We start from the raw sequence: 15,113 nt of genomic DNA on the forward strand, positions 1-15,113 counted from the left end.
AACTTGATAAAATATTATTACACTACACTCTAAACTCTTATTCCTTGATTTAGCTTGATCTCAGATACTTGCTTTACCGCACTTCTTATTTCTTTAGCTATTTCTGAGCTTGGACTTATATATTGCATTATTTGTTTATCTCTTCCTATGGCATTTAAGTAATCTTCAGGGACGAGATGGCTTTTGCCTTGAAAATCATGTACTACTATATCACAAAATTTTTTATCACCAAGATTATAATTAGGATCAAATTTATTCTGCATAATTTGTAAATCTTTCTGTATCTTCTGCTCTATTGCTGCTATGCAAATCTTGTTACTATAAGCAGTACAAGAATCTATACCTTTTTCTCTGTAGATTTGTAAAGCAGTATCGATATTTTCTGCTGTGCCAAACTGTGCTAAAGCTTTTATTTGCTGTTGTTGCAAATTATTTAGTTCGTTATTATCGTTATTTACCATTTTTGACAATAGTAATTCTATAGACTGAAATTGTGATTTGCTATCATCACTTGCTTTTAAGGATGACTGTTTAGTTATTTTACTAGCTACTGTTAATTTTGCTATTTCAGGCTCTATAAGCTTGTTTATAGATTCTGCTCCTTGGGATTTTAACATATCGTTAAAATCGCCTTTTTCTGGTGGTCGTATTATTGATACTACAGCTCCTTTGCTAATTAATTCTTCCTGAGCTTTCATTACAGTGTGAACCGATACTGCTTCTTGACCATCATTATCAGCAGCAATTATTATTCTCTCACCTTTGATAGGCTCATAGTTCCTAATGTTACTTACACCTAAACTACAAAGAATTTTGCCTTTAATACCAGCTTCTGCAATGCTTAAAGCCGTTTCTACCCCTTCTGCTATAATCGTTATATTACTAACTGAATTATTGCCATCTGTACTGCTTTGTACATTCCTGCTTTGTACGTTCTGCTGTTCGTTATTTTTATTAATCTCAACAAAAGAACCTCTGATTCTACCAAATGAACGTTTATTAACCTCAATATCAGCTTTATTATTTGTGTCTTTGTTTAAATAAATTGATTGTCCACCGGTAATATTACCATCTTTATTTCTAGCAAAAGCAATTAATGCAGGATAATATTGTTTGCTATTACTGTCCCACATCATATTGGTTCTAAGATCATTATTTAGTTGATATCCTGTTAATATTTTTTTAATTCCACGATGTTCTAATAAATATTTTTTTGCTATATTATTTGGCGTCATATAGATTATAGAATCTGATTTTTCATATAATTCTTCAGCTCTCTTTATCTTAGATATTTCAGCATATTTCGCTTGTTGATCTTGATTCTTAACTTTTTGGTCAAATTGCTCTTTTATCTTATCTTCTAATAACTTGCTATTGTTTGACACACCAACCATATCTTGTAAATATTTCTTAGCTTCTACAAAATCACAATTTTTTTCTCTTTGTACTAAGGTAAATAAATCTCCTCCCTCTCCTTTACTAAAATCATACCATCTGCCAGCTTTACTGCCACCTATCCTCATCACTATTTTGCCATCTTTCTCCCAGCGTAACACTTGACTATTTGATAAATGCTTGTTTGGACTGCCTAGCAAATTTCTACCTATTTCTTCCGCTTTAAATGATAATAGTTGCTTTAATTCTACTGCTTTTTGTTTATTAATAGAATTATAATCTATTTTATTCTTTGCCATAATATCCTCTTGTAACTTAACACTGATTGTTGTATCTTGTTTATTACAATTCGTAAGGTTATAAGAAGAGCTTTTTTGCTCTTCTTGGGCTTTATGGCTTGTGGCAAAATTTGTGCTAGTGCTTCTTAGGATTTCTGCTACTTTAGCAGATGATCTTGATCTCACTCTTAAGTGGTAATAGTTATCATTACTGTGTAATCTATCCTTAATATCTTCTACTACCCCTTTAAACCAATTACCTACTTTATCTATAATATTAGGACTCTTATTTTTTTGATCTTGAATCGCTACTAATTCTTCTAAAGTTTTAAAATTAATGCTAGATAGCCTATTATCTATTTTACTAAGTTGCGATATTAAACTGGCCATATTCCTGGTAGCCTCCCTATTATAATAGAGTTTTACCTCTTCTATATGTCTAGTCATGGCTACATAAGAATTTCTGCTATTTCCTGCTAGATTATGTAATACATAGACATCTTTAATTGAGGCTCCTTGTGCTTTATACACTGTAGAAGCATAGCCATGTTTAAAGCTTACATCTTGAGGATTAAATTCTATTTCTTTCCCGCTATCTGTTTTAGTAACAAACTTATCGTTGCTTACTGAAGTTATCGTTGCAAATTCCCCATTTTCTATTTGTAAATCTTTAATAGTTGTTTTAAACAAAATACGATCTCCTGCCATATAATCTTCATACTGCTGAGCTGGTAGATAGCATCTATATTCTTGACCAGTAAGCAAGCCTTTAGCTTTTAGTAACTCCCTGATCCCTTGATTAATACTATCTACTTCAGCATTACGCATGGTAATTATTAAACGCTCATTTAGAGCAAATTTGCTGTTACTCCAATCGTTAATTAATCTTGCCATTGATTCTTCTAGCGTATGATCAATCTTTAAACATTTATGCTGTGCAAGTAAACGCAAACCACCGGCAATATCTGATTTTGCAAAGCATGAAGCCATTTCTCTTGCCCATGCCTTGCTTTGTCTTCTAATGTTACTTAATTCATATGAGCCAAATTTACTAGCCAATACTGTAAACATTCCTCCTCGCTCAACGGAAGTTAGTTGTCTCTCATCTCCAGCCAGTATTAGATTACAATTGTTACTCCTTGCTACTTTTAGTAATTCTAAATAATCACTATTACCTACCATTCCTGCTTCATCTACTACTAGCGTAGTATTTCTTGGTAGATTAGCTTTACCATTATACAATTTAAATAAAAATCCTTTTACTGTATGACACTTCTGGTAGCCTTTACTTTTAAGTTCTGATGCTGCTTTATGAGTAGGAGCGAGTCCTATAATATTTTGCCCATGATTGGTGGCAATTTTATAAGCTTTCGCAAGTACTTGTGACTTACCGCTGCCAGCTCTACCTTGAAGGATTCTAATACCTTGACTATTAATTAATATATGATGCAGGCTTGCTCTTTGTGCTTCATTAACACTAGCTAGGTTGTCGATAGCACTTTTAAGCTTAATAACGTTATTAAAATGAATCTGACTATTGATCTTATCTGCTATTCTTAGTATCCTTAATTCTTCATCCCTTATCTCTTGAGTAGTATAGTATTTAGTATCAGTGCCATCTTCATTATATAGTTTTACCAGCCTATCTGAATTTAATATTTCCCTTATTAGTTTTTGCTTTTCTGCTTCTTCTTTAATCTCTTTTACTGCTTTTTCTATATCCAATTTAGTAAAAATAGCTTGATGACGAATCATGCGATCAAGCACTCCATCCGCTCCTTTGATAATTTCAAGATGGGCAAGCCTGCATATGTTATTTTGCTCAGATATTTCATTGATAATACTTCTCATTCTAGTAGGACCAACATGCTGCTGTGGCATAAAACTTATCGGGTCTACTCTGATTTCTAAACCTAACTTAGCAAAATATTGATTGATTACTTCTTTAGCTTTTTCATGAATAATTTTATCTTCGGGGATAATGAATGCTTTGCCCTTAACTTTGGCAAATTTAGGATTTAAATCTACTGCCTTAGCTCCTAAAGCTTTACCGTCTTCTGTGAATCTTCTGGTGGTAACAAGCAGATGGGCATGCCAATTCTTCTCTCCATCATGTGGCTGATGAATATCAACCTGAACTCCAAGTCCATTTCTTACCCATCCCATCTCTTCGATTATTTTATGGGTAATAGTTATTCTATCATCTAAATCTAATTCCTTATCATCAGGTAGAGCTATAACTACATCTTTTAATAATTGACTATTTTTTCTTTTCTCACTCCTTTCCACTTCATTCATCAAGATACTTGGATTTTTGAATTTCTGATCTACGTGGCTAGGTAATAATACTGCATGGTAAACATTATCGCCTTTTTTGCTAAAATTATAAGTAATGTTAGTTCTCTCATCTTTAATAATCAGCCTTGCATTATAAGCAGCTTTCAGACAAGCATTTTTACCTTCACTTCTGCCAACTATTTCTATTCTTGCAAACTGTATTGCCATGGTTTGTTAATTCTAACAATGTTCAATCCATCATTGACATTACCATGCAATCTTAAAATCATCCACTGAATCTCAAACATATGAACCAGCAAACAAAAATAAACCTTTAGGTTTATATATTGCGTCTCTCCCTGTTTTTACAAACAAGCAGAGAACAAAATGCTAAGCATTATGTAATAATATAGACAAACTATTAGAGGTAAGTTATCAACTATAAGGATATTATAGGTATTTTGTGTTAAAGTTTAAGTTAGCCGAGTTAGTTAAAGAGCTATAATCGGTGGCTTTTAATGGTACGGTTTAAGCAGTCCGTAAGAAAGCATGATTTTGGAGTTGTTGGTAATATCATTGATGGTGTTGTATGTTTTATTAATATATAAGAGACCTCGTTTAGGAGATTAATTTTTAACACCACTCCAACTTTAAATTAGCTCGGTCTGATTGTGAACGTAGGAGGTTGTATGCCAAATAGTAAAAATAATAAACAAAAACTATCTGTAATTAATCCCGATGCAGCGTGTATAGATATTGGTTCTAGAGAACATTACGTATGTGTACCAGCTGACAGAGATGATAAGAATGTTCGCAAGTTTGCAGCTTTTACAAGTGATTTAAAAGAAATGGCAAATTGGTTAAAAAAATGTGGTGTTAAGACTATAGCTCTGGAGTCAACAGGAGTGTATTGGATACCTATATTTCAGATTTTAGAGAGTAGTGGTTTTGAAGTAATATTAGTTAATGCCAGACATGTAAAAAATGTACCTAGTCGTAAGACAGATATTAAAGATTGCCAATGGTTACAACAACTACATAGCTATGGATTATTAAATGGATCATTCCGCCCAAAAGATCAAATATGTGTACTCAGAACTTTTACAAGGCAAAGGGACAGATTAACAAAAAGTGCTGTAACCCATATCAACCGTATGCAGAAAGCCCTTAATGAAATGAATATTCAGTTACATCATGTGATTAGTGATATAACGGGCGTTACTGGGATAAGTATAATAAAAGCAATTATTGCTGGTGAAAGAGATACAAATAAATTAGCAGCGTTTAGAGATCATCGTATAAAGAATGATGAAGAAACTATAATTAAAGCACTAGAGGGAGATTATCGTAAAGAGCATCTTATAGTATTAAAGCAAGAATTAGATATTTATGAGTTTTACCTAAAACAAATCAATGAGTGTGACAAAGAAATAGAAGCATATTACAAAGAGTTTGAGAAACGTGGTGATGGTGAGTTAATAAATAGTACAAAACAATACAGAAGTAAAAATGCTCCAAAGTTTAATTTACAACAATCACTATATAATGCAACAGGAGTAGATTTTACTACGATTCCAGGATTAAGTGAATTAAGTGTACAAACAATAGTATCTGAAGTGGGATTAGATATAGACAAATGGGTTACAGAGAAACATTTTACATCTTGGCTTGGTTTAAGTCCTACTAACAAAATTACTGGTGGTAAAGTGTTTTATACTAGAACAAAGAAGGTAGAAAATAAAGCAAGTATGGCTTTTAGAATGGCTGCTTTTAACCTAGGTAAAGGAAAATCAGCATTAGCAGGATTTTACAGAAGGATCAAAAGTAGAGCTGGTGTACAAAAAGCTATTACTGCTACAGCAAGGAAGCTGGCATGTATATTTTATCGCTTACTAAGATATGGTCAAGACTATATAGAAAAGGGAATTGAAAATTATGAAAAACAATATCAAGAAACAATAGTAAAAAACTTTCAGAAACAGGCAGCAAAACTAGGGTTTAGTGTGATTAAAATAGAGCATTCTTGAGATCTAGTTTGTTAGGAGAAAAGCTCGTACCCGTCGTTTAATTGAAATCGGTGGCTTAGTTGTTAAAGCTAAACTTGATGATTTACCCACTAACAGTTTACTAGGAGCTTTTGTTTCTTTAAAAGAAAAATTAATACAAAATCCTAATATCCAAGATCACTGGACTAAAATCGGCAAAAATATTTTTGATAATCACGAATTAAGATAATTTAATATTAATATCATATATAAAATTTTTAATATTTAAATTAAGGAGTAGATAAATTGTATATCATCTGATACCATTATATGGTATTTAAAACAGTCAAGTAATGATAGAATATATTAAACATAATGAAGGAACATTTACTTCATTAACAACAGAACAAAAAAAAGCTGTAGGATTATTATCAATTGGAACATTTTTAGAATATTTTGATCTGATGCTATATGTTCATATGACAGTTTTATTGAATGAATTATTTTTTCCTAAGGCAGACCCTCATACTCAAGCTATTTACTCTGCTTTTGCATTTTGTTCCACTTATGTTTCGAGTAACCCCTATTGCTTCCAAAGCTGATTTCTCAGGTCTGTAGCCATAAGCATACGCATCAAGTTAAGGTGTAAACTGCCTTTATTACAGTAGTTTATGAATAGTTTGATGATAGGCATCATATGTACCTATGAAGACATATTTAAATATAAATGCCTTATTTAGGGTAAAACAAAACATAATGATTTTACACTTAAAATGCTTGAATATGAGATATATCCCTTAACTTGATGCGTATGGTAGCCATAAGAGTCTGGATAAAAATATGGTTCTACTAAAGGTTCAAAAACTAACTTTACTACCATCTGAGCTATCCTATCTGATACTGTTGGTATCCCTAGTATTCTTTCACCACCAGCTTTCTTCGGTATGGCTACCACTTTGACTGGTGGTGGAAAGTAACTGCCCGATGATAATCTATTCCATAATTTATAAAGATTTTCCTTTAAGTCTTCTTCAAAGCTTTCTATGGATTGTTGATCTACCCCAGCAACTCCATCATTTGCTTTGACTAGTTTAAACGCTTTCATTACTAGTTCTTTTGGAATAGTAAATGGTTTTGTTGTACTCAAAATATCCTCCTTTTGCAAGTTGCTTTTTAAATATAACTACCTAACGCAATCCCTTCGCTCCACCTCCATTACAGAAGCTTCTCCGCTACTACGAATTGCTCCGCCCTAGTTTCTTGCATCGGTACTCTCATATTCACGATATCCACCTTTTATATTTCTCCCTTAACATCAAGACGACTAGTTCCCATAGTTCCTTATAAAAGCCAAGATCAGAATCACGCTACCTCTACGCCGAACACCACCTGCACAGTAAATCAGGTTTCTTGCAAATTTATCCTAGAAGGAGGACACGCTTCTAGTTTTGATGTCAAACTTCTACTCTTACGACGCGTCAACAGTAGTTCAGGTTTATTCGTCTTTCTGATCCATACCTGCCGAGTTTATCTCGATTTTTCCTCAGTCGCTCACAACTATCACTCTTTATGATAGCTGCACTGGGTGGTTTGAAGCCCGCTCCTGTAAACCGACTCCGAAGGACCTTCCTTCATCTTCTATAAAGCTTATGAACAAGTAGTTGTTATTCTCTTGTTTCTCTATGGCACACTATCCTCTATAGTATCATGCAATATACTAGTTACTAGTATATCTGTTCTAAATAAGTAATCTGATATCATATATGCTACTTCTATCGGATGTGAATAAAATGGTTCTCCTGATTGACGCATCTGACTACCATGATATTTCTTAGCATAGTATATAGCTTTCTTTACCTCCAATACACCCACTGGTGGTACTTTTACTACACTATTTAAATATATTACTTTATCTAATAACTTCTTAGCATAAATACATATCTCAAAATTTGTTTGATAACCTTCTATCTTTTTCATTAATGCTTATTAATTATTTTCAATACTTTTTACCTAAATTTTCCAAGTAATCCTATATCTTTTGATTATATGATTATATATATAACAGCTGTGATTTCTCCACCAGCATATGATCCAACAAAAAAGCCAGTTTTTCATACCTACCACTATGCTCGTTCAGCAACATTGTTATCAATCTCTATTTTACCATTATCTAAAAACCTCATTACAGAGTTGTCTCATTATTTAGAGAACATAAGCAATAGCTCTATTCTTGGCACTTTTTTAAGTAGTATATGATACGGGCGCTAGGCGAAGTGGATAAATTACAGTTGGTGAGAATCCAATCTACGTAAAGTTTAGCCAGCAGCGTAGAACCAAATCTCACATGTAAGGAGGTAACGAATTATGTGAAGCTGAGAGGCGGGATGTATCGGGTTGTAACGCAAGTGAAGGATATAAGCTCCGAAATGTACAATATTGTAGAGGTTGACATGTTGTATCACATGGAAAGCAGAATGTGTAGTTGCGATAAGGCAAGCAACTATTGCTCTACCGGAGTCTCAGGCCACGACACGATACAAGATGGAATTTATCTAAATCTAGGAGATCCATTGTATTCTTACGTAAGTGAGTACTTTGAAACAAGTTGTCAAGAGCAAGGATTAAAGGAAGATACAATGGAAGTCGGACTGACTAATAGTACTTTGAGCATGGGAAAGCCATGTACATGGGGAAGTGGTCAGCAATATAGCGTTAGTTTAAGTACGCTTAATTCACTAATACACGGAGGTTAGAGAGTAGAATGGAAAGTAAACTTAAACTTATATCTGCGAAAGCTAAGGAAGATAAGAGACTAAAATTTACGGCATTAGTGCATCATGTAAATAAGGAAAATCTTATTGAATGTTACAAGGAGCTAAAGAAAAATAGAGCTTGTGGCATAGATGAAGTAACAGTTGAAGAATATGGCAAGAATCTTGAAGAGAATATAGACAATCTGCTACATAGACTGAAGGATAAAAGCTATAGAGCCAATGCTGTACGACGGGTAGAAATACCTAAAGCTAATAGTAAAGAAAAGCGAGGGCTTGGCATTCCGACAGTTGAAGATAAATTAGTGCAGCTAGTAGTTAAGAAGTTATTAGAAGCAATATATGAACAAGATTTTCTAGAGTGCTCTTATGGATTCAGGCCTAACTTAAGCTGTCATGCAGCAATAAAAGCGTTAGATACAGTAGTAATGAAAAAGCCAATTAACTATGTTGTAGAAGTTGATATTAGAAAATTTTACGATAACATAAATCATTACTGGTTGCAAAGGTGTTTAGAAGAGAGAATATTAGACAAGAATTTTATATGGCTAATAAGAAGGCTTTTAAAAGCAGGAGTAATCAAGGATGGTGTTGTTAGTACCAGCGATCAAGGTACATCGCAAGGCTCAGTGGCAAGCCCAATTCTTGCAAATATCTATTTACATTATGTTTTAGATTTATGGTTTGGGAAAGTTGTTAAACCAAAAGCTAAAGGCTATGTTGAACTAATCAGATATTGTGATGATTTTGTGGTGTGTTGCGAAAGTCAGAAGGATGCGGAAGAATTTTTAAGCCTACTACATGATAGATTAAAAAGTTTTGGATTAGCTATATCAGAAGAGAAAACAAGGATTGTTAAGTTTGGTAGACGTCCTTGGCAACTCGCCAGTAAAAATAAAGAGAAATTAGAGACATTTAACTTTCTGGGTTTTACCCATTATTGCGGGAAAAGTAGGCAAGGATACTTTATAATGGGTCATAAGACTATAAAGAGTAGCTTTGCAAGAAAACTAAAAGAAACGCAAGAATGGTTAAAAGCAATAAGATCTCAAGCAGTTTTAAAAGACTGGTGGCCAATACTGAAATCAAAATTAACAGGACATTATAATTATTTTGGAATTAGCGGTAATTATCAATCTATCTCTAAATTCTATCATAGAACTGTGCAGATAGTACATAAGTGGATAAACCGTAGAGGTAGTAGGAAAGTAAGCTATATATGGTTACGAAACTATTTACAGTGGAATCCACTACCAATGCCTAAAATAATGTATTCTCTATATAGTAAAACTATTGTTGTAAAGCAGAATAGCTATATTGAAGAGCCTTATGTGGGAAAACCACCTGTAGGGTTCTGTGAGGGCTATCATAGCAATGAAACTTCACTAATTAGGAAGTGGTAAGAGCTATGATTTCTACTCGACAATATCTCCTGTTAACTCTGTTGGTTTTATAAAAAAGTTATCTTGTTGAACCGTAAAAACAAATTCATTATTAATAGAACAGTTATTTTGTTGTTGTTTATCTTGTATACCAACATCATAATTATTGAGTCTTGTTAAACCATCTATTACTTTAGATATAACAGCATCAAAGGATTTTATTATTATTGTTTCTTGATTTTTTTCTGATGTTCTACCATACATTTCTGTTCTTACAGTTGTGATAATTTTAATTACATCATCAGCTGATTGCACATCTTGTAATTTATTGGCAAAATTTTTAATCAAGATTAGTGATATATCAGCACATATCCCAGAATCAGGTTGTTGTAATCCAGAATATATAATATTCATAGTTTTAATTCCTAAACTTAAAAACTGATTTTTTAGTTTTATAAAACTATTGCTACAGCTTGATATATAATCAAGAGGATCAATAATTGATAGACTATCGCCATATTTAAAGAAGACAACAGCATGGTTATTGTTCTTATAATCTTGTATACCTAAAATGCTTAAATATTTATTATACTCATGTACATATTCAACTATTACTTTACTTTGATTTAGTATTCTTTTAGCACCATTTATATTTTGCAGATTATAGTGAATTGATTTTTGATCCAAGCCATCCATCTCGTAAAAACCATTGTATCTAATATCATTATGCTCATAATTATTATACCACTGAAATATCGGCTCTCTATTCATATGTAACATGCTTATCTGCTGAACCATATTTTGACTACATTTATTATTTATATAATTTAGTGATTGAGCAAGATCATCTTCAACATAATCATTAGTACTGTCATTAACCCCATATTTTCTAATATATTTTACATAGTATAAAAATACTGGTGTATTATTTACATGTGCTGTTTCTATCAATTGAACTGTATTTGTGCTGCACTTTATAAGTATTTGGTGTAGTGATTGTATTATATCACATTTAAAATTTACACAATAATTAACATACCAAAAGAATATGTTATTATCATTTATACGTAGTTGTTCTATCGACTGTATTGTATCTGTACTACATTTCATAAGTATTTGGGTTAGTGATATTTCAATGTCATTATCTATTAATTCCTCTACTACATTATTTTCATAATTGTTAAGATTTATTCCATGATTTTCTATATGTTGCATATACCAATGAAATATTAATTTATCATCCATATGTAATTGTTCTATTGCCTGTATTGTATTTCTGCTGCACTCCATAAGTATACTATATAGTGATCGTGCTATATCATTTATATCAATAATATCATTATATGTAAGGTCTATCATATGTTGTATATACCAATGCAATATTGATAATCTACTAATAGTAGTTTTAGTATCTAATTCTTTAAGCAATAATTGATTACAGTTAGTTATAATATAATCAATAACCTCGTAAAGAGTAGTATCACTAGTTTGATTGTACACAGATATGATTTTTTCTATATGCTGTATCATCTCACTATGATTGACACTACTTAAGTACCAGTTAATTGTTAGTTGATTATGAATTGTGACTTCTCTTCCTAAAGCATCAATAAGATTTAAATTATCTACATCTAGAATATCGTTTATAATTGTTAAGATATCATTATCATTTAATACAGAGATAATAGTTTTTATTGCTGTAACTTTGTCATTATGAGTTACACTGTTGTGAGTACCTAAGTACCATTGTATTGCCGACTGATTATGTACCTGAATGTGTATTAATTCTTTTTTCAGGTCTGTACTATCTGCAGTTAGAATATCTTTTATAATGGTCAAGATATCATTATCATTTAATACAGGGATAATAGTTTTTATTGCTGTAACTTTGTCATTAGGAGTTACACTGTGACTACCTAAGTACCACTTAATTGCCGACTGATTATGTACCTGAATGTGTATTAATTCTTTTTTCAGGTTTGTATCATCTGCAGTTAGAATATATTTTATAATTGTTAAGATATTATCATCCTCAAATATAGGGATAATAGTTTTTATTGCTGTAACTTTGTCATTATGAGTTACACTGTTGTGAGTACCTAAGTACCATTGTATTGCCGACTGATTATGTACCTGAATGTGTATTAATTCTTTTTTCAGGTCTGTACTATCTGCAGTTAGAATATATTTTATAATTGTTAAGATATTATCATCCTCAAATATAGGGATAATAGTTTTTATTGCTGTAACTTTGTCATTAGGAGTTACACTGTGACTACCTAAGTACCATTGTATTGCCGACTGATTATGTACCTGAATGTGTATTAATTCTTTTTTCACTGTATCATCTGCAGTTAGAATATATTTTATAATTGTTAAGATATTATCATCCTCAAATATAGGGATAATAGTTTTTATTGCTGTAACTTTGTCATTATGAGTTACACTGTTGTGAGTACCTAAGTACCATTGTATTGCCGACTGATTATGTACCTGAATGTGTATTAATTCTTTTTTCAGGTCTGTACTATCTGCAGTTAGAATATATTTTATAATTGTTAAGATATTATCATCCTCAAATATAGGGATAATAGTTTTTATTGCTGTAACTTTGTCATTAGGAGTTACACTGTGACTACCTAAGTACCACTTAATTGCTTGCTGATCATGAACCTGGATATTTATTAATTCTTTTTTCACTGTATCATCTGCAGTTAGAATATCTTTTATAATGGTCAAGATATCATTATCATTTAATACAGGAATAATAGAATTTATTGCTATAACTTTGTCATTATGAGTTACGTTATGATTACCTAAATACCACTTAATTGCTTGCTGATTATGTACCTGAATGTTTGCTAGTTCTGTACTAAAACAAGTATAGTCATCTTGAGGGAAAAAAATAATATACTCAATTAGCTGTATTATTAAAGTGTCATTACATTTTCCTATAATGCTCTTTAATGCTTCTAATTTAGTATTATTATTTATATTTCTATTGTTAATATACCATTCTAAAAATTCTTGACCATCAATCTTGATGTCGAGTAAATCTCTAATAATATCTTGATTACACTTAATTAAAATGTTGTTAATTGCCGCTATCAAATCTGTGGGTGTATTATCAGCAACGTGCTCACTTATTGACTTGATATACCACGTAAAAAATGGATCAATACCACGTAGTTTTCCTCCTTTTGCTTTAATAATTGGTATATCAAGCGTCAAAATATATTGACAAAATTCTATAACATAGCTATCGCTATGTCGCAATAAACTATTCGTTACTTCAATTCTATTTTCTTGATCTTGTTGATTATTAAAATACCATTTGTACGGTGCTTGTTCATTGATATTTATCTTTTTTAATGTCCTTTCATTACATTTGGTTAAAATATTTTTTACTTCTTTGAGGAATTCAGGAAGGGTAGGATTATTAAAACAAGTGTTAATGTACCACTGAATTACAGATATATTACCAATTTTAGCATCTTCTAATTTCGCAATAACAACACTATTGCTTTCTACATCTAGTTCTAGAATGTACTCTATAAATTTTATTCTCTGTTCTGTAGTAATATTAACACTATTAGTATAGAAATATTTATCAATAAGTTGATAAATATGTATTGGATTTTCATGTTGAGCTAATAAGGATTCATCATTCGAGAATTGAAAACTGAATTCCGAATTATCATTATCCAACATACTTATAATTGCATTTTTATTATATATTAAAAATTTACCATGGTTTTTTTTATAATCTTTATTAATATACTGAATAAACTCAGTAGCAAAATCTTTTTTATTGAGAAATATTGTTAAAAAATTTTTGTGTTTTGATGTACAAAAATAATCCATAGTATTTTTGTCATATGTTTGTTGTTGTATAGTTAACAAGAGCAAAGATAAATGTTTACGTGCATCATATAAGATTAGATTGAAATAATCTTGTACTAAGTACTTAAGTGATTCCTCATTATTTTTATAAAATCTATTTATATTCAATGTTTTTGTATTCTTGATACCTAACGCTTGTAAATTATTTATTATTTCGTAATATTTATCATCCATGTGCTGTTTCTGTGCAGATAAACTGTTAAGTAAGCTTTGTACTTTTCGTGCATTTATTTTAATTTCAAGTTTTTTATTTTGTAAATATTTTATGTATGAATTGAATTCATCTCCTGCTGAAGAATTTAGATTTTTTTTGACATTATGTACAAGAAATAATAGTATTTCTTTCAGATATTGGTTTATTACATTTTCATCCTTGATATTGCTTATCTTAGTATTTTGTTGTATAAAAATAGGTATGTCGAGTACTTTAAATAAGCTATTACGTATGTTATATAGTTGCTCTTCCAAATTGATACTATCTAAGGAATATACTAAATTATTTACTTTTTCATTAAGACTTCTTACTAAAGTTGCTTCCTGAGATACTTCATATTTACTATCAAAGTGTTTAGCACTCACTCTTGTATCCCAGACATATAATAAATATGGTATAAAAATACTACTAAAAAATACTTGGACTTTCTGTTGACAGCATACACTGTCATTTTCATCTATTCTGTTCTGAAGTTCATCTTTTATAACCTCATATTCCTCTTTAGAATTTGGGATTTTATGAAAAAACTCTAATAAACATTGTGCTTTTGAAAAGCAATCATAAGTTTTGCTTCCAACAATGAAAAAATGTTTAATAAGTGATAGAAAAAAGGTAATAGGAATAATATGATTCCCATCATTTCCTGTACCTATTCTCTTATAGTGTATATTTGAAATATGAAAAGAACCTTTTTCTTTTACTACCTCAACATATACATTGATAATATTAAATGTATATAAAAGCCATTTTTGTAATATTTGGCTATTATTGTTAGTAGAACTACTAGGATTAGACATTATTTGATTCATTATTATCCAATTTTACTTAAAATTTATGTATTTTATATTCTTTATAAGGCAGATTTTAATAATGCAGCATCTTTAAAATATCCTGTTACTTAAAGCCAC

Annotated in this window: 7 protein-coding genes and 2 pseudogenes; 4 read left to right on the forward strand and 5 right to left on the reverse strand. The window is 31.1% G+C overall.

Annotation, left to right across the window (positions count from 1 at the left end; all coding sequences use genetic code 11):
* Positions 1-29: 29 nt before the first annotated feature.
* Entirely contained in the window at positions 30-4,178 is a 4,149-nt protein-coding gene (locus AAHF54_RS02180) for an AAA family ATPase (protein ID WP_342170134.1), read from the reverse strand.
* A gap of 461 nt (positions 4,179-4,639) precedes the next feature.
* Between AAHF54_RS02180 and AAHF54_RS02185 the strand changes: the two genes are divergently transcribed.
* The 3 genes and pseudogenes from AAHF54_RS02185 to AAHF54_RS02195 form a co-directional block, all read left to right on the forward strand.
* Positions 4,640-5,977, forward strand: a complete 1,338-nt coding sequence (locus AAHF54_RS02185) for an IS110 family transposase (protein ID WP_342170135.1) — start codon at positions 4,640-4,642, stop codon at positions 5,975-5,977.
* Positions 5,978-6,017: 40 nt separating this feature from the next.
* Complete coding sequence (locus AAHF54_RS02190; RefSeq protein ID WP_410526175.1) at positions 6,018-6,185, forward strand: conjugal transfer protein TraD; 168 nt, start codon at positions 6,018-6,020, stop codon at positions 6,183-6,185.
* Between the two features lie 103 nt (positions 6,186-6,288).
* Positions 6,289-6,507, forward strand: a pseudogene (locus AAHF54_RS02195) (MFS transporter); the annotation flags it as partial.
* 164 nt (positions 6,508-6,671) lie between these two features.
* On the opposite strand, the gene AAHF54_RS02200 reads toward AAHF54_RS02195, so the two are convergent.
* The 3 genes and pseudogenes from AAHF54_RS02200 to AAHF54_RS07455 all read right to left on the reverse strand — a co-directional run bounded on the left by AAHF54_RS02200 (position 6,672) and on the right by AAHF54_RS07455 (position 8,118).
* Entirely contained in the window at positions 6,672-7,082 is a 411-nt protein-coding gene (locus AAHF54_RS02200) for a hypothetical protein (protein ID WP_341788962.1), read from the reverse strand.
* Between the two features lie 542 nt (positions 7,083-7,624).
* Positions 7,625-7,912: pseudogene (locus AAHF54_RS02205) on the reverse strand (bifunctional (p)ppGpp synthetase/guanosine-3',5'-bis(diphosphate) 3'-pyrophosphohydrolase); the annotation flags it as partial.
* Positions 7,913-8,058: 146 nt separating this feature from the next.
* Positions 8,059-8,118 (reverse strand): hypothetical protein, encoded by a 60-nt coding sequence (locus AAHF54_RS07455; RefSeq protein WP_134820363.1) that lies wholly within the window; start codon positions 8,116-8,118, stop codon positions 8,059-8,061.
* Between the two features lie 578 nt (positions 8,119-8,696).
* On the opposite strand from AAHF54_RS07455, the gene ltrA reads away from it, so the two are divergent.
* A complete protein-coding gene (gene ltrA, locus AAHF54_RS02210) occupies positions 8,697-10,109 on the forward strand; it encodes a group II intron reverse transcriptase/maturase (protein ID WP_341788963.1) in 1,413 nt (470 codons plus the stop codon).
* Positions 10,110-10,121: 12 nt separating this feature from the next.
* Here ltrA and AAHF54_RS02215 read toward each other — a convergent pair whose 3' ends face one another.
* On the reverse strand, positions 10,122-15,014 hold the full coding sequence (locus tag AAHF54_RS02215) for a hypothetical protein (protein WP_342170136.1): 4,893 nt from the start codon (positions 15,012-15,014) through the stop codon (positions 10,122-10,124).
* Positions 15,015-15,113: the final 99 nt, after the last annotated feature.

The organism is Rickettsia endosymbiont of Seladonia tumulorum (genome assembly GCF_964030815.1).
Classification (GTDB): Bacteria; Pseudomonadota; Alphaproteobacteria; order Rickettsiales; family Rickettsiaceae; genus Rickettsia.